Here is a 22,214-nt window from a genome sequence, read left to right on the forward strand (position 1 = left end):
GGGCGGGTTCCGGCGTCGAGAATCAGTGGCCGGCGAAAGCGGCGGGGAGGAAGCCGCGGTGCTCGGCCAGCAGTGCGGCGGCGCGCATCAGTGTGCGTTCGCTGCGGGCCCGGAGCTTGGCATGGGTGGCCCGCAGATCGACCATGAAGTTCTGGTAGCTCTTGCCGAGCCGGACCATGGTGATGGTGCTGATCATGTTCAACACCAGTTTGTGGGCGGTGCCGGACTTCAGGCGCGCGGGGTTGGCGGATTCACTCACCAGCGTGCCACGTTCGATCCGGACATCGTTTTCCGACGTGGTCAACAGAAGGCCTTCCCTTGCGTGCGGTGGGGCAGAGTACCAATGAGGGCCATTCTAAGGCGTTGCCATGCCTGGAGGGCGGGCGCATACTGAAATTGACCGTCGGCATGGCGATGGCGGCGGCGCGGTTGCGATGGGAGGCAACGGTGAAGCGAACGCCGCTGTGGGCGCGCGGGCGGAGACCCGCCTCCATCGTGTGTGCCACGGTGGGGCTGCTCCTGCTGACCTCCTGTTCCGGTCTCCCGCGGGAGCAGCCGGGAAGCGAGTCCGCCGGGACCGCCGAAACCGCCACTGCCTCGGCCGCAGCGTCGTCGGCGTCGGATGATGGCACTTCCGCCTCCATGGATCCGGGCAACGGCCAGCCAACCATCATTGTGCCGGGCCCCGTGGACCCCGGCGGCGGAAATGCCGCCAATCCGTTGGCCTGGGTGCCGCCCGGGCCGGCCGACCCCACCGATCCGCCGCCGGATGGCTGGTACGGGAACCTGGAGCAGAAGACCTGTGAGAACATGGCCGGTTCCGATCCGCTGGTGTCCGCCGCGCGCGATCTCTGCACGGCCGTGACCACCGGGGATCCGGCCGCCTGGGATCTTCTCGAGGTCGACTACGCGGCCCTGCCCGCACCGCAGGGCTGCATCGAAACGGCGGCCCACCGGGTCCTGACCGCCTTGCTGGGATATCACCGGGCCAATCCCGGGGCGGCCGTCACCACCGTCCCCGGCGCCGGCACCGCCTGTCCGCTGGAAATCCATGGCGTGATCGACGCCGCCAATGACTCCTCCAACCTCCAGCCGCATGTTTCCGTCGACGGCGGCACCGAATTGCGGCTCGCAGGACGCCTGCTCGAGGTTTCCCATGTCCTGCTCAACGGGCAACGGGTTGAGGTCACACGGCAGGCGGAGAACAACTTCACCTTCACCGCGCCCCAAGTGGCGACGCCCGGCCCGGTGACGGTCCAGGCCATCGGCCCGGACGGCTCGCCCGTGCCGGGCACCGCGACGTTTACCTACGACCCCTCCGAGCAGCCGGCGCCCCCCGAGGGACCGGACACGACGACGCAGGCGGAACAGCCGCCGTCGAGCAGTGCCTCCACCGAGGCCGGCAGCCCCTAGGCGGGCCCATGGCCGAGTCGAGCTCCGAGGCGGAGACTTCACCGGTGGCCAGGGCCGTGGCCCTGGTCGCGTCCTTTGGGCCGCCGATCGCCGTGGTGACGGCCCTGCTGATCTATTTCGGCTGGTCGCGTTCGGACGCGCAATCCCGGGCCATGGGCGTGGACGTCAGCCTGTTCGGCTACACGCCCCAGGACTATGTGCTCCGGAGCATCCGTTCGCTGTTTTTGCCGCTGGTGCTGATCGCCATCCTGGCCATCGGCTGGCTCGCGGCCGACAGGTGGCTGACCCGGCACGCCCTCACCGGACCGCACCGGGAGCGGGTGCGCCGCGTGGCATTGGGGGCCGTCTATGCCGGGGTCGTGGCCGCCGGTGTGTGCCTGGCGGCAGCCATCCTGCGCCCGGGCAGCGGGGCCCTCTTTCTGCCCTACCTCATGGCGGCCGCCGTGGAGCTTGCGGTCTGGGGTGTCCATATTCGCCGGCAGGGGCAGCCGGGGGACGGCGGCGCGGAGCGCCCGGTCGCGGCGGCCGGGGGGCCGGGGCGGTACCGGGCCCTGGAATCGGCCCTGGTGTTCACCCTGGTGACCTTGCTGCTGTTCTGGGGCACGGCGGACTTTGCCCAGGCCGTGGGCCGCGGACTGGCCGTGCAGGTGGAACAAGGGGTCGGCTCGATGCCGCGGGCCACCCTTTTCAGCAAGACCCGGTTGGCCATCGGGGCCGCCAACGTCACGGAGAAGAGCCTGGGCACCGGCACGGCGCCCCTGTACACGTATCGGGGGCTGCGGCTGCTGGTGGTCAGCGGCGGAAAGTTCTTCTTCCTGCACAACGGCTGGACGTTGCGTTCGGGCACCGTGGTGGTGCTGCCCGACGACGACTCGATCCGGGTGGAGCTGGGGAATTGAGGCCCGCGGCGGGCGTCAGGGCTCGATCGACTCCACCCGTTCGGGGCGCCCGTCAACCCAGGCCAGGAGCCGGCGGACGTCCTCGGGCAGGGTCTCGTCGGTGAAGTGGACGCTCACGGGGGGCCCGGCCTCCTCCAACGAGATTTCATAGAGTTGGGAATCCGGCCAGCGGCTGGCGGCCGCGGGCTCGTGCGGCTCCCGCAGCGCGGCCCGGTCCACCGCCCCGGCAAACGCCGCCGCGTCGGGCTCCGGCAGCGCGGCCGCGTCGAGTTCGGTCCGGGCCACCACGCCCGCGATGCCGCCGCCCCTGCGGATGGTCAACTTCATGAAAGGACCCCGACCTCCTTCCAGGCGCCTTCGACGGCGGCCTGCTCCGTGGCGGAGAAAAGACGGCCGGCGACGTCGACCGTGGCCTGGGCGGCCTCGTCGAACTGGGTGTTGGGGCGCAGCCGGGTGGTCAGCACCGTGTACCAGATCCTTCCCGCCTTCTCCCAGGCGAAACCGCCGAGAGCGGTGGCCGCGAGGTAGAACGCGCGGTTGGGGATGCCGGAATTGATGTGCACGCCGCCGTTGTCGTTGCGCGGGTCATTGTTGTCGGGCAGGTCCACGTAGTCGTCCATGTGCCCGGGTTGCCGGTCCCCGGAGTAGGCCGTGCCCGGCTTGCTCATCGACCGCAGGGCCGTACCGAGCTGGGGGACCAGGATCCCGGCCCCGATGAGCCAGTCGGCGTCGGCCGCGCCCTGCTTGAGGCTGTACTGCTTCACGAGCGAGCCAAAGACATCGGAGAACGACTCATTCAGGGCACCGGATTGCTTGCTGTACACGAGCCCGGCCGTGAGTTCGGTGACGCCGTGGGTGAGCTCGTGGGCGATCACGTCCAGGGACCGGGTCAGGCCGCCGACCTGGAAAATGCGGCCGCTGCCGTCCCCGTAAACCATTTGGGAACCGTCCCAGAACGCGTTGTCGAAGGCGACACCGTAGTGGACGCTGGAGACGAGCTCCAGCCCGGCCCCGTCCAGGGAATTGCGCTGCATGACGTCCCGGTAAAACTCGTAGGTGGCCGAGCTGCCGTCGTAGGCTTGGTTGACCGCGTCATCCGCGACCGCCGGCTGCCCCCAATCCCGGGCCCGGACGCCCGGGAGAAACGTCCGGCCGTTTGTCTGGTTGTCATAGATCGTCAGCCGGCGTTCCGGGGTGACCGCGAACCCCACCAGCTGGCCGATGTTCAGGTTCAACTGCCGGTTGAGCCGGCCCATCACGGCCCGCTGGGAGCGGATCGCCGCGGAGGTGGCCAAGGCGCGCACCGCGGCCTCCCGCTCCTTGGCGTTCCCCGTGACCGCCAGCCGCCCCAGCAGGTCCGGTGGCGCAATGCTGCAGCAGGTGCTGCGCTGGTGAGCGTTCATGGTGTTCGCCTTCCTCGAGTCGTGGCAGGGATGGTGCGCGGGTTCTCCGGGACCGGGTAGGCCGTCTCAGGCGAGCAGCGGGATGCGGAAAACCTGGCCGGGGAAGATCAGGTTCGGGTTGGCGATGCGGTCCCGGTTCGCCTCGAAGATGTCATTGGCGGTGGTGTTCTGCCCCTGCTGCGCGGCGATCTTGGTCAGGTTGTCCCCGCTCTTGACTTCATACAGTTTGAAGCCCGCCAGCGCGGTGAACAAGGTGACATGGACGATGTTCAGATCCGGTCCCGGCGGGTGGATGCCGGAGGGGTCATCGCCGAAAACCTGCAGGGTCACGTGGCTGCCGCGGGCCGTGGCGTTTCCCAGCGTGACCGAGTTGCCAAAGTCCTTGATGATGCCCATGGACCCGGCGCCCTGGATGTTGCCGCTGCCCAGCGGATGGCCGTTGCCGTCCAGGACCCGCCAGAGGACCACTGCCTCAAATCCGGTGCCGTAGCCGGCGATCACAAATTTCTTCCCGATCAAATCATTCGCCCGGGGCTGGCGGACTTCAATTAATCGTGGGGCCACCATGGCGGACCTCCTCCAGTAGGTTCCCTTATGATGCGCCTCATCCCTGCCGGCGGCAAGGGCTGCGGCGGGCCGGTAACGTCCCAGTAACGGCAGCTAGTCTTGCAACGGGGAGCGCCTTCCCCAGGCCGTGGCTTCGAGACGAGGTGCCCAGTGAAAATGCCCGAGCATGGTCCGCATGCGAAGCGGCCGGAGTCGTCCCCGCGCGCCCGGCGGCGCTACGGCGGGGCCGCCATGGCCGGCGTCGTCGTCTACGCCGGGGTCGACGTCGTGCTCCAAGCGCTGCCCCCGCACTACAGCCCCGTCCGCGAGGCCGAGAGCAACCTGGCCGTGGGCCCGTTCGGCTGGGTCATGAAACTGAATTTCCTCGGGCGGGCGGCCACGACCTTGTGCCTGGTGCAGGCGGTGGCCCGCACCGGACCCGCCTCGCGGCGCAGGAGCGCCGGTGCCGCCCTCCTGGGGATCGGCGGCGCCTGTTCGGGGGTCCTGGCCTTCTTCACCACCGACATCAGGGGCGCTGATGCGGCCCCGGGCGGCACCACCCGGATCGGCACCGTGCACCTGGTGGTGGCCGGGGGCGGCTTTGCGGCGGCGCTCGCGGGCATCACGATCCTCACCGGATGGCTGCGCCGGAATCCGGCACTGCGCCGGACCGGGACGGCGGCCACCGCCTGTGCCGGGCTCGCGGCCGCCGGCCTGGGCTCGCTGGGCCTGGCCGGGCGGTTCTTCCCGGCCTTTTTGGGATTGGCGGAGCGGATCGCGCTGGCCGGGATTCTGGGCTGGGCCTTCGCCGTGTCCGCGGGCCTGCGCTCCCTCAAGGCCGAGCCGGCGATCTGACCGGCTCACGTCCGGGCATGGAGGCGGCGCACCACGGCCAGGGCGGTGACGCGGCTGAAGCCGTGGCAGTGCACCGTGGACAGGGCGGGAGAGTCGTCCTGCCGGGGCGCCAGCCCGGCATTGATGCACACCGCCTCCGGCGCGGCGGCGGCCACCGCGGCCACGATCGCCCGCTGCCGGGTCGAGGACACGGAGTCGACGATGACCAGCACGGACCCGTCCGCGGCCAGGACTGCGCCGAAAATGTCCGCGGCGTCCAGGCCGGCCGGAAGCTCGGTGACGCGGTGCCGCTCGCGCAGGGCGGTGGCCAAAAAGTCGTGGGTTGGCCCGGCCGCCATGTTGTGGCCCATGCGGGCGTCCACCACGGTCACGGCGGCCGCCAGCTCGGGCAGGGCAAACCAGCCCCGGGCGAGGTCGATCCGGCAGGCCCGGGCCGCGACGCCCACCCAGTCGATCGCGGCATCGCCGGCTCCGGCGTCGGACTCGGCCATCGCCTCCCGCGACCACCGGGCAAACGCCCGCACCCGCGCGCCCGCCCCGCGCAGGGTCGCCACGGGCAGGCGCCCCGCCTGGACCGCGGCGGCCACCGCGTCAAAAACCTCCGTGTAGCACGCCTCGTCGTCCCGGCCGGTGGTGTACGCGTTGAGCGGGTTGCCCACGCACAGCAGATCCGCTCCCGCCAGCAGCGCCAGCACGGCGCCCTCCCCGGCACCGACGGTCGCCCGCACCGCCGCCATGTCCAGGGCGTCCGTGATCAGCAGGCCCTCGAAGCCCAGGCCGCGCAGCAGCCCCGCGGCCCGCGGGTTCAGCGTGGCCGGGGCCCCGCCCAGTTCCGGGACGATGATGTGCGCGGTCATCACGGCCGCCACACCGGCGTCGACGGCGGCCTGGAACGGCGGCAGGTGGTGCTCGGTGAGCTCCGCCAGGGTCAGGTCCACGCGCGCCGCCTCCAGGTGCGAATCCGCCACCGTGTCTCCGTGCCCCGGAAAATGCTTCACGCACGCGCCCACGCCGACCGACTGGATCCCGGCCACGGCGGCCGCCGTGTGCGCGCTCACCAGGGCCGTCCCACTCCCAAACGCGCGCACGCCAATCACGGGGTTGCGCGGGTTCGTGTTCACGTCGGCCACCGGGGCAAGGGCCAGGTTGACCCCGGCCGCCCGGCACAGGCGGCCGATCGCGCGGCCCGCGGCGGCCGTCGTCGTCGGCTCATCCAGGGCACCCAGCACCGCCGCGCCGGGAATGTCCGAGCCCTCGCGCGCCTGCAGCCGGCTGACATTGCCGCCCTCCTCGTCCACGCCGATCACGGCGTCCGGGTTGGCCGCGCGGAGGGCGGCAGACAGGGCCGCCACCTGGGCGGGGGCGTCCGGGTCGATGTTGTGGCTGAAGTAGACGACGCCGGCGAGGCCCTCGCGCAGGGCCCCGTCCAGCCAGGCCGGGACCGTGGTGCCGACGAAGCCCGGCCAGATGACGGCGTTGACCAGCCGGCGCAGCTCCGCCGGCGCCGGGGGAGTGTGGTTCAGCTCACGGGATGTCATGACTGAGAGCCTAGACGATGGGATGTGCCCTAAACTTTAGGTGTCGCCCCCTCGACCAACCCCTGGAGAATTTCTGTGACCAGCTCACCCCTTAACCGTGTTCCCATCCGCCGGGCCCTCATCTCGGTTTACGACAAAACCGGTTTGGAGGAGCTGGCCATTGGGCTGCACGCCGCCGGTGTTTCGATCGTCTCCACCGGGTCAACCGCCGCCAAAATTGCCGCGGCCGGCGTCCCGGTGACCGAGGTGTCCGAGCTGACCGGCTTCCCCGAATGCCTCGACGGGCGGGTGAAGACCCTGCACCCGCTGGTCCACGCCGGCATCCTCGCCGACCGCCGCCTGCCGGACCACGTCCGCCAGCTGGCCGAGATGAACATCGAACCGTTCGACTTGGTGGTGGTGAACCTCTACCCGTTCGTGGACACCGTGAAGTCCGGGGCCGGGCAGGACGCCGTCGTGGAACAAATCGACATCGGCGGCCCCTCCATGGTGCGTGCGGCCGCGAAGAACCACCCGTCCGTGGCGGTTGTGGTGGACCCGGCCAAATACGGCCAGGTCATCGAGGCCGCGGCCGCCGGCGGCTTTGAACTCGCCGCCCGCCAGCGCCTGGCCGCCGCCGCGTTTGCGCACACCGCCGCGTATGACAACGCCGTGGCCGCCTGGACGTCCGCCCAGTTCCTGGATGAGGACGGCGACGGCGTCATCGACTGGCCGTCCTACGCCGGCTTCGCGCTGGAGCGCTCCGAGGTGCTGCGCTACGGCGAAAACCCGCACCAGCAGGCCGCCCTGTACGTGGACAAGGGGGCGCCGGCGGGCATCGCGCAGGCCGACCAGCTGCACGGCAAGGCCATGAGCTACAACAATTTTGTGGACGCCGACGCCGCCCTGCGCGCCGCCTTCGACTTCGACCAGCCGGCCGTCGCCGTGATCAAGCACGCGAACCCGTGCGGGGTGGCGGTCGCCTCCGCCGATGCCGCCGATCCCATCGCCGACGCCCACGCCAAGGCCCACGCCTGCGATCCGCTGTCCGCATTTGGCGGGGTGATCGCCGCGAACCGCACGGTCACCGCCGGCATGGCCCGGACCGTGGCCGGCATCTTCACCGAAGTGGTCATCGCCCCGGACTTTGAGCCGGAAGCCGTGGAGATCCTGGCCAAGAAGAAAAACATTCGCCTGCTGGCCCTGCCGGAGGGCTACGGCCGCTACCCGGCCGAGGTCCGCCAGGTCTCCGGCGGCATGATGGTGCAGATGGCCGACAAGGTGGACGCCCCCGGCGACAACCCCGCCAACTGGACGCTCGCCGCCGGTGACGCCGCCGATTCCGCCACCCTGGCCGATCTGGAGTTCGCGTGGAGGGCCGTTCGGGCGGCCAAGTCCAACGCCATCCTGCTCGCCAACAACGGCGCCGCGGTGGGCATTGGCATGGGGCAGGTCAACCGGGTCGACTCCTGCAAGCTGGCCGTGGAACGCGCCAACACGCTGGGCGTGTCCGTGGACTCGAGCGTTGACGCCGCCGGCGGGGCCTCCGCGACCGGGGCGGCCTCGGCCCAGCGCGCCCGCGGCGCCGTGGCCTCCTCCGATGCGTTCTTCCCGTTCGCCGACGGCCTGGAGATCCTGATCAACGCCGGCGTCCGCGCCGTGGTCCAGCCCGGTGGTTCCGTGCGCGACGACGAGGTCATCGCCGCAGCCAACGCCGCCGGCATCACCATGTACTTCACCGGGGCCCGCCACTTCTTCCACTAGCTCCCGCACGGCGCGCCGGTGCGGTCATAGTAGCGCATCCGGACGCCGCGATAGTCACCAAACCGGTGTCCTCGGGTAAGTTAGAGGGGAAAGAAATCTCACCAGTAATGCAGATATCCATTGTCTTTTTGTAGGAGACGCCCCACCCATGGCAAAGATTATTTACACCCATACCGACGAAGCACCCATGCTGGCGACCTACTCGCTCCTGCCCATCGTTCAGGCCTTCGCCTCGACCGCCGGCGTGGACATCGAAACCCGCGACATTTCCCTCTCCGGGCGCATTATCGCCGTTTTTGGCGACTATCTCTCTGAGGCCCAGCGCGTCCCGGACGCCCTGGCCGAACTTGGCGCCCTGGCCAAGAACCCGGACGCGAACATCATCAAGCTGCCCAACATCAGCGCCTCCATCCCGCAGCTGAAGGCCGCCATCGCCGAGCTCCAGGGGCAGGGCTACGCGCTGCCGAACTACCCGGACGATCCCTCCACGGACGAGGAAAAGGATGTGCGGGCCCGCTACGACAAGATCAAGGGCAGCGCCGTCAACCCGGTGCTGCGCGAAGGCAACTCGGACCGCCGCGCCCCGTTGTCCGTGAAGAACTACGCCAGGGCGAACCCGCACAGCATGGGGGCCTGGAGCGCCGAGTCCAGGACCAATGTGGTCACCATGGACACCGGGGACTTCCGCCACAATGAAAAGTCCGTGATCATCGAGGCCGACGACAAGGTCAAGATCCAGTTCGTCGCCGCGGACGGCACGGTCACGGTGCTCAAGGAAGCGTTCCCGGTGCTGGCCGCCGAAGTGCTCGACGGCACCGTCATGCGCGCCGCCGCCCTGGATGAGTTCCTCAATGCCCAGATCGCCCGCGCCAAGGACGACGGAATCCTGTTCTCGGCCCACCTGAAGGCCACCATGATGAAGGTCTCCGACCCCGTCATCTTCGGCCACGTCGTCAAGGCCTACTTCCCGGACCTGTTCGCCAACTACGGCGACGCGCTGGCTGCGGCCGGGCTGAGCCCGGCCAACGGCCTCGCCTCCATTCTCAACGGCCTCGGTTCCCTGCCGGCGGACATCCGGGCCGGCGTCGAGGCCGCCATCCAGAAGGGCTATGACGAGGGCCCCGCCCTGGCCATGGTCGATTCCGACAGGGGCATCACCAACCTGCACGTCCCCTCCGACGTCATCGTGGACGCCTCCATGCCCGCCATGATCCGCAGCTCCGGCCACATGTGGGGCGCCGACGGGGCGGAACACGACACCCTGGCCGTGCTGCCGGACAGCAGCTACGCCGGCGTCTACCAGGTGGTCCTGGACGACTGCCGCGCCAACGGCGCCTTCGATCCGACCACCATGGGTACCGTGCCCAACGTCGGGCTCATGGCCCAGGCCGCGGAGGAATACGGCAGCCACGACAAGACGTTCATCCTCGAGGAGAGCGGCACCGTCCAGATCGTCAACACCGCCGGCGACGTCCTGATCGAACACAAGGTTGCCCAGGGCGACATCTGGCGCGCCTGCCAGGCCAAGGACGTCCCGATCCGCGACTGGGTCAAGCTCGCCGTCACCCGGGCCCGCGCCTCCGCCACCCCGGCCGTGTTCTGGCTGGATGAGACGCGTGCGCACGACGCGCAGCTGATCGGGAAGGTCACCGAATACCTCAAGGACCACGACACCGAGGGCCTGCAGATTCAGATCATGAACCCGGAAGCGGCCACCGCCTACACCCTGGAGCGCATCCGTCGGGGCGAGGACACCATCTCCGTGACCGGCAACGTGCTGCGCGACTACCTGACGGACCTGTTCCCGATCCTGGAACTGGGCACCAGCGCCAAGATGCTCTCGGTGGTCCCGCTGATCGCCGGCGGCGGCCTGTTCGAGACCGGTGCCGGCGGGTCCGCCCCGAAGCACGTCGCCCAGCTCCTGAAGGAAAACCACCTGCGCTGGGACAGCCTGGGCGAATTCCTGGCGCTGGCCGTCAGCTTCGAGCACCTGGCCGTGAGCAAGGGCAATGCCCGCGCGCAGATCCTGGCGGACACCCTGGACCGTGCCACCGGCACCTTCCTGCTGGAGAACAAGTCCCCCAAGCGCAAGGTTGGCGAGCTGGACAACCGCGGCAGCCACTTCCACCTGGCCAAGTTCTGGGCGCAGGAACTGGCCAAGCAGAATGACGACGCCGCGCTGGCTGCCGCTTTTGCGAGCGTTGCGCAGGGCCTCACCGAGAAGGAGGCCACGATCAGCGCCGAACTGCTGGCGGTCCAGGGCTCCCCGGTTGACCTGGGCGGCTACTACCGCCCGGACGCGGCCAAGATCGCCGCCGTCATGCGTCCGTCCCAGACGCTCAACGAGGTCATCGCCACCCTCGCCTAGCCGGCACAGGAAAAACTGGCCCGCATTAAATGTCGAAAATTAGCCGAAATCGTCGCTAATTCGACATTTAGTGCGGGCCAGTTTGTTTCCGGGGCGGGCCCGAACACCGCACACCAGCAAGAAAAAGCCCGCCACCCGCCGGAGGCGGGTTTTTATTGTCCGCGGGCGCCGCCGTCGTACCGTTCACCGCAAAAAGACATCTGTTATCAGATCTTTACGTGTAAATGTGTCCTCGGACACATTTTGCGGGGTAATGTCGGGTGACGTGAAGGGCAAGAATTTCCGTCGGACGAAGACGTCCGGCGGACCTTGCCGCGTAGTCCGGAAGGCGATTCTATGTATCGTAAGAAAGTCATGACCACTCTTGCAGCAGCCGCTACCCTTGGCATGTTGCTGGGCGGGTGCGCGAATCAGGCCGCACCCCAGGGGACCAGCACATCGGGCGGAGGGGGAGGGGCAACCACCGTCAACATCCCCGCCCTGACGTCCATCGAGACGCCGAAGAATGCGGTGCTCCCCGCAGGAAACGGCAAGGCGACCTGTGCCCCGACCACGACGCTTGCCTATGTGGGTGCCGAGACCGGTGCCAATGCGCAGTTGGGCATCAACATCTTCAATGGTATTCAGCTGGCCATCAACGAACACAACGCGGCCAATCCGGGCTGCCAGGTTGCCTTCAAGAAGTTCGACACCGAAGGTGACCCGAACAAGGCCACCGGTCCGGTGACGCAGGTCACCAAGGAAGCCAACATCATCGGCGTGATCGGCTTGCCGTTCTCCGGTGAGTCCAAGGCCACGGGAAACATCTTCGAACAGGTCAAGCTGGTGCACGTCACCCCGGCCGCCACGAACCCGAACCTGACTAACAACGGCTGGACCACCTTCTTCCGTGGCCTGGGCAATGACGCGGTGCAGGGACCTGCGGCGGCGAAGTTCATGACGGGCAAGCTGGGCGCCAAGAAGGTCTACCTGGTCCAGGATGACTCCGAATACGGCATCGGCCTGGGCAAGACCACCTCGGACGGCCTGGGCAGTGCCCTGATCGGCACCGACAAGGTCACGCAGGGACAGAAGGACTTCTCCGCGACGATCTCCAAGATCCTCAACTCCAAGGCGGATTCGGTCTTCTACTCCGGCTACTACGCCGAAGGCGCCCCGTTTGACCAGCAGCTGGTCGCCAAGGGCTACAAGGGAACCTTCGTGGGCCCGGATGGCCTCAAGGATGACCAGTTCATCAAGCAGGCCGGTGACGCGTCCGCGAACTCGTTCTYCACCTGCCCGTGCATCCCCGGCGAATTGATCCCGAGCTTTGAAAAGGCCTACAAGGCCCTGAATAACATGGAACCCGGCACGTACTCCATCGAGGGTTATGACGCCGCCACCGTGTTGCTCTCCGGTATTGACGCCGGAAACCAGGACCGGGCCAAGCTGCTGAACTGGGTGAAGACCTACGATGCAGATGGTTTGAGCAAGCACTACAAGTGGAATGACAAGGGCGAGCTCCAGGCCCCGACCGTCTACGGCTACAAGGTTGAGAACGGCAAGATCGTTCCCATCGGTGCCATCGGGGAGTGATCCGATCATGACCAATGCTGTGGGGTGGGGATTCCTGCCTCACAGCATTGCCATGCACACGCCCTTTTAACCCCAACCGTAGGATCCGGGGGTCGTGGGCACAATCTGCCCAGGCGCCCTGCAAGATCGGACAGTTTTTATGATTCCAACCATCCTCATGGCCGCGCCGCCGGCCAGCGACTGGATTACCCTAGATTTCCCCTCCCTGATGCAGAACTTTTGGAGCGCCACCTTCGACGGGTTGACGTTCGGCTCCATCTACGCCCTCGTGGCACTTGGCTATACCCTTGTTTACGGCGTGCTAAACCTCATTAACTTCGCACACTCCGAAGTGTTCATCATGGGTTGCTACGCGGTCTTCTTCACCCTCAGTTTCCTCGGCTTCGGCCCTTCTGCCCCAAATCTTGGAATATGGCAGATCGCCATCAACCTGGTCTTGGCATTGATCGCGGCCGTCGTTGCCTCGGCGTTGACGGCCTTCCTCGTCGAACGCCTGGCCTACAAACCCTTGCGGAAGCGCAACGCACCGCGCCTGGTCTTTTTGATCACCGCGATCGGCGCGTCCTTCACCATCCAGTACCTGATCTTCTTGTGGCGCGGTCCCAACCCGGAGCCGGCCCTGACCATGTTCCGGGCGCAGCCGATCTTTGAAGTTTTTGGCACCATCATCGATTCCCAGCAATTGCTGATCGTCATCGCCGCCGTCATCATGATGGTGGTCACCGACCAGTTCATCAGCAAGTCCCGGACCGGGCGCGGCATTCGCGCCGTCGCCCAGGACCCTGACACGGCCACCCTGATGGGCGTGAACAAGGAAAAGATCATCATCACGACCTTCGTGATCGGCGGTATCCTGGCCGGGGCCGCCGCCTTGTTCTATGTCATGAAAATTCCATCCGGCGTACAATACAACGGCGGATTCATCCTCGGCATCAAGGCCTTTGCGGCCGCCGTCCTGGGCGGCATCGGCAACGTCCGCGGCGCCCTCCTTGGCGGGCTGCTGCTGGGCCTGATCGGCAACTACGGCCAGATCCTGCTCGGCAACTCGCAATGGACCGATGTCGTGGCGTTCGTGGTCCTGGTCCTGGTGCTGCTGCTGCGGCCCGAGGGCATCCTGGGCACTTCGCTGGGAAGGAGCAAGGCATGAGCATGGTAGACGGACCCACCCCGCTGCCGGAGGCCGCGGCGCGTCAGGCCGCGGAAAACCGGGAGGCGGTCGGCACCCCGCCCGGCGCCAGCGCCGACGCTCCACGCAAGGGCAAGCTGTTCCATGCCTGGAGTGAGAGATGGCAGGCCATGCCGCGACAGAAACAATGGCTGTTCCTGGTCGTGATCGTTGTCTTGGCATACCTGCTGCCCGTTATCAACCCCCCGTTCATCAGCACCGAACCGGGCAACGACTTTCCGCTGGCCTGCCAGCTCATGGCCATCTACGCCCTGGTCGCCGTGGGATTGAACATCGTGATCGGCTACGCCGGCCTGCTGGACCTGGGCTACATCGCATTCTTTGCGGTGGGGTCCTACACCGCCGCCATGCTGACCAGTCCCGACTCCACCTTCATCAAGATCCCCTACCTGTGGACCATCCCCGTGGCCATGGCCGTGACGATGTTCGTCGGCGTGCTGCTGGGGCTGCCCACGCTGCGCCTGCGAGGTGACTACCTGGCCATTGTGACGCTGGGCTTTGGTGAGATCGTGCGGATCCTGGCCACCATCATTCCGGCCATGAAGGGCCAGGTTGGCTTTCAAAACGTCGGCCACCCGCCGGGCGTCGGTGCCGACGGCATCCCGACCTTCGCCAACTCCAATGGCACGCCCTGGTATTGGTTGACCCTGTCCATTTTGCTCGTGGTGCTTTTCCTGGTGGGCAATTTGGAACGCAGCCGTGTGGGCCGGTCGTGGATCGCCATCCGTGAGGATGAGGACGCCGCCGAGACCATGGGTGTTCCCACCTTCAAGTACAAGGTGTGGGCTTTTGCGTTGGGCGCCTGCATTGGCGGTCTGGCCGGCTCGCTCATGGGCGGCCAGGTGGGATTTGTGAACAACCAGAAGTTCGACGTCGTCACCTCCATCTTGTTTGTCGCCGCCGTCGTGCTGGGTGGTTCCGGCAACAAGGTCGGCGCCATCCTTGGCGGGGCCCTGGTGGCTTACATCCCGCTGCGCTTCACGGCCATTGCCGAATACAAGTTCCTGATCTTCGGCCTGGCCTTGTGCGTCATCATGATTTACCGCTCGCAGGGCCTGGTGCCGGCGCGGCAGCGGCTGCTCGCCTACGGCGGCCATGCCTACGCGGCMGTGAGGGCCAGGGTTTCCGGCAGGAAACCGGTGCCCGCCGTGGACGGGGAGGCTGCAAAGTGAGCGAACCAATGGAAGCAGCAGGCCGGCACGCCGGCATTCTTGATGTGGACGCCGACGTGGCCGAGGCCGCGGCGCCGGAACGGGAAATCGCCGTCGAGGTCGGGGAAAACTTGGTGGAGGTCAAGAACCTCACCATGAAATTCGGCGGTCTTGTCGCGATGGACAATGTCAGCTTCAACATCAAGCGCGGCGAAATTTTGGGGTTGATCGGGCCCAACGGCGCCGGCAAAACCACGTGCTTCAATGCCATGACCGGCGTGTACAAGCCAACCAGCGGGCAGGTCCTGTTGGAAGGCAAGCTGCTCAACGGCATGAAACAGCACAAGATCACCAGGGCGGGGCTGGCGCGCACGTTCCAGAACATCCGGCTCTTTGGTGAAATGACGGCCCTGGAGAACGTGGTGGTGGGCCTGGACGCCCGCCACAAGACGTCCGTGGTGGGTGCCCTTTTGCGCCTGCCCCGGCATATCCGGGAGGAAAAGTCGGCGATTGAGCGGGGCATGGCCCTGCTGGAATTTGTGGGCATCGCCGACCAGGCCGCCACGCTGTCCCGGCATCTGCCGTACGGCAGCCAGCGCCGGTTGGAGATCGCGCGGGCACTTGCCACCGACCCCAAGGTGCTGTGCCTGGACGAGCCGGCGGCCGGGTTCAACCCGGCCGAGAAGGAAGAGCTCATGCAGCTCATTCGGACCATTCGGGACGACGGCTACACGGTGCTGCTCATTGAGCACGACATGAAACTCGTTATGGGTGTCACGGACAGGATCGTGGTGTTGGAATTCGGCAAGAAGATTGCCGACGGGAAACCGGCCGACATCCGTGAAGACCCGCGCGTGATTTCCGCTTACCTAGGGGAGCCTGAAGATGACTTTGCTTGAGTTGAACGACGTATCCGTCCACTACGGGCGGATTCAGGCCATTCACAATATGAGCTTCACCGTTGAGGAGGGGGAAATCGTGTCCCTGATCGGTGCCAACGGCGCCGGGAAGACCACCACGATGAAGACCATCTCCGGCCTGCTGAATCCGTCCCACGGGTCCATCACGTTCATGGGTGAGGACATCACCAAGACGAAGGCGCACGTCAGGGTGGTGCAGGGGATCTCCCAGGCACCGGAGGGGCGGGGCATCTTTCCGGCCATGACGGTCGCCGAGAACCTGGACATGGGTACGTTTGGGCGCAAGGACAGGGTCGGCGTCAGCGACGACCTGGACCGGGTGTTCACCTTGTTTCCGCGGCTGAAGGAGCGGGAAAAGCAGTACGGCGGCACCATGAGCGGTGGTGAGCAGCAGATGCTCGCCATTGGCCGGGCCCTGATGTCCCGACCCAAGCTGTTGCTGCTGGACGAGCCGTCGATGGGGCTGGCCCCGCAGTTCATCCGGCAGATCTTCAAGATCATCACCGAGATCAACAGCCAGGGCACCACGGTGCTGTTGGTGGAGCAAAACGCCAACCAGGCCCTGGCCCGGGCCCATCGGGCCTTCGTGCTGGAAACCGGGGAGATCACGCACAGCGGCACCGGCAAGGAGCTGCTGGCCAACCCGGCCATCAAGGAGGCCTACCTGGGCGTCGGCTAGCCGTCCCCCTCATGAACTGACCCGCAAAAGATGTCGAAAAAGTCGCGAATTTTCGTGAAAATCGACATCTTTTGCGGGTCAGTTTTTTTGGGCGGGGACGCGACGCGCGGTGGGACCACAAAAACGTGTCCTATGTCATATGGCGCGTAGTGTCAGATTCCATGGAGCGCAGACACACCGGTGGACAATGCCGCCCATTCGGCAAGTGCCGCGCCTTCCGGAAGGAAGTCACATGTACCGCAAGAACGTCATGACCACCCTCGCTGCCGTCGCCACAGTCGGCATGCTCCTTGGGGGATGTGCCAATCAGGCCGGAACCCCGGGCGGCGCCGCGCCGGGAGGGGAGGCGGGCGCGGTCAGCATTCCGGCGATCACCGCACTTCCGACCCCCAAGAATGCGGTGCTTCCCGCGGGAAACGGCAAGGCCAAGTGCGCCCCCACGACGACGATCGCCTATGTGGGTGCCGAAACCGGACCCAACGCGCAGTTGGGCATCAATATCTTCAATGGCGTTCAGTTGGCCATGAACCAACACAACCAGGCCAACCCAGGCTGCCAGGTGCAGTTCAAGAAGTTTGACACCGAGGGCGATGCGAACAAKGCAACCGGCCCGGTCGCCCAGGTCACGAAGGAACCAAGCATCATCGGCGTGGTCGGCACGGCGTTTTCCGGCGAATCCAGGGCCACCGGCAACATCTTCGAACAGGTCAAGCTGGTGCACATCACGCCCGCGGCAACCAGTCCAAACCTGACCCTCAACGGCTGGACCACCTTCTTCCGCGGCCTGGGCAGCGACGATGTGCAGGGCCCGGCCGCGGCAAAATTGATGACCGGCAAGCTCGGCGCCAAGAAGGTCTACCTGGTGCTGGACGACTCCGAGTTTGGCACGGGCATGGCGAAGACCACCTCCGCCGGACTCGGTGATGCGCTCATCGGCACGGACAAGGTCACGCAGGGACAGAAGGACTTCTCCGCCGCGATCTCCAAGATCATCAACTCCAAGGCCGACGCCGTGTTTTACTCGGGCTACTACGCCGAAGGCGCCCCGTTTGACCAGCAGTTGATGGCCAAGGGCTACAAGGGCACGTTTGTGGGACCCGACGCCCTGAAGGACGACCAGTTCATCAAGCAGGCAGGTGACGCGTCCGCCAACGCGTTCTTCACCTGCGCGTGCGCCGCCGGCGAGCTGATCCCGACCTTTGCCACGGCCTACAAGGCGCTGAACAAGGTGGAGCCCGGAACGTACTCCGTGGAGGGCTACGACGCCGCCACCATACTCCTGTCCGGCATCGACGCCGGCAACCAGGACCGGGCCACCTTGCTGCGGTGGGTGGAGAAGTACGACGCCGACGGCCTGGGCAAGCACTACAAGTGGGACGAGAAGGGAGAGCTGAACGCGCCAACCGTTTACGGCTACAAGGTGGAGGACGGCAAGATCGTTCCCATCGGCGCCATCTAGCAAGCAGCATGATCTGACCCGCAAACGATGTCGAAAAAGTCGCGAATTTTCGTGAAAATCGACATCTTTTGCGGGTCAGTTCTCTTTGGGGGGCTAGAGATCCGTGCGGGAGTCGTTGGGGTAGCTCACGCCCAACTGGCGGCGGGCGCCGTCGAACAGTTCCATGATGGCCACGGAGTCCTCCAGGGGCATGGTGGCGCTCTCCGTCAGCCCGCCCTGGATGCAGCGGGTGACCTCGCGCAGCTGATAGGTGTAGCCGCTGCCGGGATACTCGAAGGTCTCGGTGCGCTCGCCGTCCCAGCCCACCGAAACGCGCAGCCCCTTGGGATTGTTCACGGAGCCGACCGTCTCGATGAAGCCCAGGGTTCCGGAGACGGTCGCCACGCGCGGCCCGTGCGAGGACAGGTAGCTGATGAGCTGGGCCTGGGCGCCGGATGGGTAGCTGAGGGTGAGCGTGTTTTGACTGTCGACGCCGAGGGCCGTCAGCGCGCCGGTCGCGGACACCGTGGCCGGCCGGCCGAGGGCCGCCCAGGCCCACAGCAGCGGGTACACGGTGATGTCCAGCAACGCCCCGCCGCCGTCGGCCCGGGCCCAGATGCGGGCGGAGTCATCGGCCGGCGCCGGAAAGCCGAGATCGGCCCGGACCCACCGGACCTCGCCGATTTCCCCGGACCCGATGACCTCCAGCGCCCGCTGGAAGCCGGGGACGAACCGGGCCCACACGGCCTCCATGAGGAACAGCTTCCGTGCCCTGGCCAGCGCAATCAGGGCGCGCGCCTCCGCTGCCGTAATGGTCAGGGCCTTCTCGCACAGGACATGCTTGCCGGCCTCAAGTGCGGCCTTGGCGATGTCGTAGTGCTGGGCATGCGGGGTGGCGATGTATACGACGTCGACGTCCGGGTCCTGGACCAGCTGGACGTAGCCCGGGGCGCCCGAGCCGGTGGGGCCGCCGTCGTAATAGTGGGATGCGAAGCCGAACCGGGTGGCAAAGGCGGCGGCATTCGCGGCGCTGCGCGAGCTGACCGCCTGCAGCACGGCGTCGGCAAGCAGGGCGAGGTCGGCGGTGACGGTGTGGGCGATGTTTCCGGTGGACACCACGCCCCAGCGCAGCGGCGTGCCGGTGGCGGCCAGGGTCTCCGGGTTGAACGAGGTGTACCAGTCGGGACGGCCGACAAAGCGGGAAGTGGTCATGTCGTCATTCTGCCAGCAATGCCGGGCGTCAGCCCTTGACGGAGCCGCTCATCAGGCCGCCCACAAAATACTTGCCCAGGAGGATGTAGACGATCAGCGTCGGGACGGAGGCAATGAGGGCCCCGGCCATGGAGGCGGCGTAGTCGGTGAGCTGCCCGCCGGCCAGGAAGGACAGGGCAATCGTGACCGGGCCGTTGCGGCCGGAGGAAAAGAACGCCGCGAACAGGTAGTCGTTCCAGGCCGAGGTGAACTGCCAGATCAGCACCACCACGAAGCCGGGCGCTGAGACGGGCAGCACCACCGAGCCATAGGTGCGCAGGATGCCGGCGCCGTCCATGCGGGCCGCCTCGATGAGTTCGTCGGGGACCGAGGCGTAGTAGTTGCGGAAGATCAAGGTGCAGATCGGCAGGCCGTAGACGATGTGCAGCAGCATCAGCGAGGGGATGCCTTGCGGGACGCCAATGTCGCTGACCAGCTGTGTCAACGGGATCATGACGGCCTGGTAGGGGATGAACATGCCGAACAGGATCAGGGTGAAGATGATGTTGGCGCCGGGGAAGCGCCACTTGGAGAGCACGTAGCCGTTGATCGAGCCCAGGAACGATGAGATCAGGGCGGAGGGGACCACCAGCAGGACCGTGCGTCCCAGGGACGGGGCCAGGGTGGTCCAGGCCTTGACCCAGCCGCCGGTTTCCCAGACCTGGGGGAAGAACCAGGCGCGCGACGGGTCGGCGTCGGCGCTGCCCTTGAAGCTGGTGATGAGCAGGACGTAGGCCGGCAGCAGCACCATGATGACAAAGAACAGCAGTAGCGCGTACTTCAGGGTGCGGTTGATGCGGCGCCGGGAGTCGCGCTTGGCATCGGAGCGCATGTCCTGGGCCGAACGCAGGCGGTTTTTGTTGTTCGCCGTTGAGGTGGACATTAGCGCTTCTCCGCTCGTGAGGTGTACATCAGGTAGGGGATGACCACCAGGGCGACCAGGACCAGCAAGATGGTGCCGATCGCGGCCGCATCGGCGTAGTCGCTGCCGATGTATTTAACCCACATCATGGTGGCCGGGACCTGCACGTCGTAGGTGTTGGCGTCGGGGACGATGGCCCGGATCAAGTCGAAGAGTTTCAAGGACATGTGGCCGATGATGATCACGGCGGAGAGCATGACCGGGTTCAGCTGCGGGAAGATCACATAGCGGTAGAGCTTCCACTCGCTGCAGCCGTCGATGCGGGCCGCCTCGCGCAGTTCATCCGGGATGCCGCGGAAGCCGGCGAGAAACAGGGCCATGACGTAGCCGGAGAGCTGCCACACCGCGGGTACGGCGATGGCCGCGATGCCCCACGTGGGGTTGGACCACCAGTCGTTTTGCAGGAAACCCAACCCCACGCTGTCCAGGAGCCGGTTCAGCCCGGTGGTGCGTTCGCCGCCGGGCTGGGAGGTTTGCAGGCTGGAGAGCAGCCAACGCCACACCACGCCGGAGGCGATGAAGGACACCGACATGGGGAACAGGTACACGGAACGGAAGAAGCCCTCGCCCGTGGCCGGCCGCTCCAGGATCCAGGCCCACAGGAAGCCGAAGATCAGGGTGCCGCCCAGGAACACGATGGTCAGGATGAGCAGGTTCCACAGTGAGTGCTGGAAGTTGGGGTCCGCCATCAGGTTGGCGTAGTTTTCCAGTCCCACGTACTTGTTGCTGGGCCTGGCCGTGTGCTGGTTGGTCAGGCTGACGCGGAAGTTTTCAATGATCAACCAGTAGACGAAAACGCCCACCAGGATGATGGTGGGGGCCAGCAGCAGTAGGCCGGGCCCCCAGGTCTTAGCACGCTTTAACACAGCTTGCCTCCCAGAAGAGAATCAATGGCACATGCGTTGGGGGCGGGGCGCAACAGTGCTGTCACGACCCGCCCCCACGAACGCGGATGTTACTTGGCGAACTTTGTGGCAATGGCGGCCGCGGATGTCTGCAAGGTCTCGACGTTGCCGTCGCCGCCGAACTTGCTGACCGCGGTGCTCAGATCGTTCAGCCACGCCACCGGCACCGCGGCACCGTGGGCGAGGGAGGAGACGATCTTGTCCTGGCTGAAGTCCTTGATGGCGCTCTTCTGGTAGTCAGAGAAGTCGTCCGTCTTGGCGGTGGTGTTGGCCGGGATGGAGCCCTTGACCTTGTTGAAGGCGGCCTGGCCGGCGGCGGAGCCGATGGTGGCCAGCCACGCCTTGGCGCCGTCGGGGTTCGGGGCGCCCTTGGGCAGGGTGAAGGAGTCGGCCAGGAAGTCGAAGACACCCTGGGTGCCCGGGGTGGCGAAGTAGGCGTAGTCGGTGCCGGACTTCTTGCCGTCCTGCTCGAATTTGGCCTCCGCCCAGTCACCCATGACGTTGTAGGCCGCTGCGCCGTCCTCGATCAGCTGCGTGGCCGGGGCCCAGTCGCTGAGGGAGTCGCGGTCCGAGTTGGTGTAGGTCAGGGCCTTCTTGTACGCGTTGACGGCCTTCGTGACCTCCGCGCCCTTCCAGTCGGTCTTGCCGTCCCAGAGGCCGCTGTAGCCGTCCGCGCCCAGGCTGGAGAGCAGGATGTTTTCAAACAGCTGAACCTGGGTCCAGGAGCCGGCCACCGCCAGGGGGGTCTTGCCCGTGGCCTTGATCTTGTCCATGTCGGCAAACCAGCCGTCCAGCGTGGTGGCCGGCTTGGCCGGATCCAGACCGGCCTTCTTCAGGATGCTGACATTGGCCCAGACGACGTTGGCCCGGTGAATGTTGGAGGGCACCGAGTAAATCTTGTTGTCCACCGTCAGGCGGTCGATCAGGTCCTTGGGGAACTGCGAGGTGAGGTCGTTGGCCTGGTAGAACCCGGTCAGGTCCTCGAGCTGGTCGGCGTCGATGTAGTCCTGGAGCTCCGCGCCGGCGTGGGCCTGGAAGGAATCCGGCGGGTTGCCGGCCTTGAGCTGGGCCGCCAAAACGCTCTTGGCCTGGGAACCGGCGCCGCCGGCGACGGCCAGGTTGTCAAAGGTGAGCTTGGGGTAGTCGGCGTTGAAGACCTTGACCAACGCATCCAGGCCGGCCTTTTCGGAACCGTCGGCCCACCAGGTGAATACACCGACCTTGCCGGTTGCATCGCTCGGCTTGTTGTTGTCGCTGGGTGTGCCGCTGCCGCCGCCACAGGCCGCCAGGGTCAGGCCCAGCGCTGCAACTCCGGCCAGCAACGATAGACGACGTTGCATGAGTGCCTCCAAGAAGGTTGTGTGAAAAATGATGGGACTGAGTGGGCGAAGAAAAACGCCCGCTATCCAAAAGTTACCTTCA

20 protein-coding genes are annotated in these 22,214 nt (G+C 66.5%); 11 read left to right on the forward strand and 9 right to left on the reverse strand.

Going from position 1 to position 22,214, the window contains the following annotated elements; translation table 11 throughout:
* Positions 1–22: 22 nt before the first annotated feature.
* The gene (locus AB4Y80_RS01270) at positions 23–304 is read right to left on the reverse strand and encodes a hypothetical protein (RefSeq protein WP_442211470.1); all 282 of its coding nucleotides are present in this window, start codon (positions 302–304) and stop codon (positions 23–25) included.
* A gap of 104 nt (positions 305–408) precedes the next feature.
* On the opposite strand from AB4Y80_RS01270, the gene AB4Y80_RS01275 reads away from it, so the two are divergent.
* Both AB4Y80_RS01275 and AB4Y80_RS01280 read left to right on the forward strand, forming a co-directional pair.
* Complete coding sequence (locus AB4Y80_RS01275; protein WP_442211471.1) at positions 409–1,413, forward strand: hypothetical protein; 1,005 nt, start codon at positions 409–411, stop codon at positions 1,411–1,413.
* 8 nt (positions 1,414–1,421) lie between these two features.
* Entirely contained in the window at positions 1,422–2,312 is an 891-nt protein-coding gene (locus AB4Y80_RS01280) for a hypothetical protein (RefSeq protein WP_442211472.1), read from the forward strand.
* A gap of 15 nt (positions 2,313–2,327) precedes the next feature.
* Here AB4Y80_RS01280 and AB4Y80_RS01285 read toward each other — a convergent pair whose 3' ends face one another.
* From AB4Y80_RS01285 to AB4Y80_RS01295, 3 genes are all read right to left on the reverse strand, one after another.
* The gene (locus AB4Y80_RS01285; RefSeq protein ID WP_442211473.1) at positions 2,328–2,639 is read right to left on the reverse strand and encodes a protealysin inhibitor emfourin; all 312 of its coding nucleotides are present in this window, start codon (positions 2,637–2,639) and stop codon (positions 2,328–2,330) included.
* The gene (locus AB4Y80_RS01290) at positions 2,636–3,715 is read right to left on the reverse strand and encodes a M4 family metallopeptidase (protein ID WP_442211474.1); all 1,080 of its coding nucleotides are present in this window, start codon (positions 3,713–3,715) and stop codon (positions 2,636–2,638) included. The genes AB4Y80_RS01285 and AB4Y80_RS01290 overlap by 4 nt, the downstream gene beginning before the upstream one ends.
* Before the next feature lie 66 nt (positions 3,716–3,781).
* The gene (locus tag AB4Y80_RS01295; RefSeq protein ID WP_442211475.1) at positions 3,782–4,282 is read right to left on the reverse strand and encodes a Gmad2 immunoglobulin-like domain-containing protein; all 501 of its coding nucleotides are present in this window, start codon (positions 4,280–4,282) and stop codon (positions 3,782–3,784) included.
* Positions 4,283–4,438: 156 nt separating this feature from the next.
* Here AB4Y80_RS01295 and AB4Y80_RS01300 point away from each other — a divergent pair, with 156 nt between their 5' ends.
* Entirely contained in the window at positions 4,439–5,116 is a 678-nt protein-coding gene (locus tag AB4Y80_RS01300) for a DUF998 domain-containing protein (RefSeq protein WP_442211477.1), read from the forward strand.
* A gap of 5 nt (positions 5,117–5,121) precedes the next feature.
* Here AB4Y80_RS01300 and AB4Y80_RS01305 read toward each other — a convergent pair whose 3' ends face one another.
* On the reverse strand, positions 5,122–6,654 hold the full coding sequence (locus AB4Y80_RS01305) for a glycoside hydrolase family 3 N-terminal domain-containing protein (RefSeq protein ID WP_442211478.1): 1,533 nt from the start codon (positions 6,652–6,654) through the stop codon (positions 5,122–5,124).
* A gap of 75 nt (positions 6,655–6,729) precedes the next feature.
* On the opposite strand from AB4Y80_RS01305, the gene purH reads away from it, so the two are divergent.
* From purH to AB4Y80_RS01345, 8 genes are all read left to right on the forward strand, one after another.
* Complete coding sequence (purH, locus tag AB4Y80_RS01310; protein ID WP_442211479.1) at positions 6,730–8,397, forward strand: bifunctional phosphoribosylaminoimidazolecarboxamide formyltransferase/IMP cyclohydrolase; 1,668 nt, start codon at positions 6,730–6,732, stop codon at positions 8,395–8,397.
* Between the two features lie 148 nt (positions 8,398–8,545).
* Positions 8,546–10,765, forward strand: a complete 2,220-nt coding sequence (locus AB4Y80_RS01315) for an NADP-dependent isocitrate dehydrogenase (RefSeq protein WP_442211480.1) — start codon at positions 8,546–8,548, stop codon at positions 10,763–10,765.
* A 354-nt stretch (positions 10,766–11,119) separates the two neighbouring features.
* On the forward strand, positions 11,120–12,340 hold the full coding sequence (locus AB4Y80_RS01320; protein WP_442211481.1) for a branched-chain amino acid ABC transporter substrate-binding protein: 1,221 nt from the start codon (positions 11,120–11,122) through the stop codon (positions 12,338–12,340).
* Positions 12,341–12,497: 157 nt separating this feature from the next.
* On the forward strand, positions 12,498–13,487 hold the full coding sequence (locus AB4Y80_RS01325) for a branched-chain amino acid ABC transporter permease (protein WP_442211545.1): 990 nt from the start codon (positions 12,498–12,500) through the stop codon (positions 13,485–13,487).
* A complete protein-coding gene (locus tag AB4Y80_RS01330; RefSeq protein ID WP_442211482.1) occupies positions 13,484–14,698 on the forward strand; it encodes a branched-chain amino acid ABC transporter permease in 1,215 nt (404 codons plus the stop codon). Before AB4Y80_RS01325 ends, AB4Y80_RS01330 begins: the two co-directional genes overlap by 4 nt.
* Before the next feature lie 8 nt (positions 14,699–14,706).
* A complete protein-coding gene (locus tag AB4Y80_RS01335; RefSeq protein ID WP_442211546.1) occupies positions 14,707–15,576 on the forward strand; it encodes an ABC transporter ATP-binding protein in 870 nt (289 codons plus the stop codon).
* Complete coding sequence (locus AB4Y80_RS01340) at positions 15,563–16,276, forward strand: ABC transporter ATP-binding protein (protein ID WP_442211483.1); 714 nt, start codon at positions 15,563–15,565, stop codon at positions 16,274–16,276. The genes AB4Y80_RS01335 and AB4Y80_RS01340 overlap by 14 nt, the downstream gene beginning before the upstream one ends.
* 232 nt (positions 16,277–16,508) lie before the next feature.
* Positions 16,509–17,735, forward strand: a complete 1,227-nt coding sequence (locus tag AB4Y80_RS01345; RefSeq protein ID WP_442211485.1) for a branched-chain amino acid ABC transporter substrate-binding protein — start codon at positions 16,509–16,511, stop codon at positions 17,733–17,735.
* 93 nt (positions 17,736–17,828) lie between these two features.
* On the opposite strand, the gene AB4Y80_RS01350 is transcribed toward AB4Y80_RS01345, so the two are convergent.
* From AB4Y80_RS01350 to AB4Y80_RS01365, 4 genes are all read right to left on the reverse strand, one after another.
* Positions 17,829–18,926, reverse strand: coding sequence for a Gfo/Idh/MocA family protein (locus AB4Y80_RS01350; RefSeq protein ID WP_442211487.1), 1,098 nt, complete (start codon positions 18,924–18,926; stop codon positions 17,829–17,831).
* A 28-nt stretch (positions 18,927–18,954) separates the two neighbouring features.
* Positions 18,955–19,797 (reverse strand): carbohydrate ABC transporter permease, encoded by an 843-nt coding sequence (locus tag AB4Y80_RS01355; RefSeq protein ID WP_442211547.1) that lies wholly within the window; start codon positions 19,795–19,797, stop codon positions 18,955–18,957.
* Between the two features lie 50 nt (positions 19,798–19,847).
* On the reverse strand, positions 19,848–20,753 hold the full coding sequence (locus tag AB4Y80_RS01360) for a carbohydrate ABC transporter permease (RefSeq protein WP_442211488.1): 906 nt from the start codon (positions 20,751–20,753) through the stop codon (positions 19,848–19,850).
* Positions 20,754–20,842: 89 nt separating this feature from the next.
* Positions 20,843–22,132, reverse strand: coding sequence for an ABC transporter substrate-binding protein (locus AB4Y80_RS01365; RefSeq protein ID WP_442211489.1), 1,290 nt, complete (start codon positions 22,130–22,132; stop codon positions 20,843–20,845).
* Positions 22,133–22,214: the final 82 nt, after the last annotated feature.

It is taken from the genome of Specibacter sp. RAF43, from assembly GCF_052114065.1.
GTDB lineage: Bacteria > Actinomycetota > Actinomycetes > Actinomycetales > Micrococcaceae > Specibacter.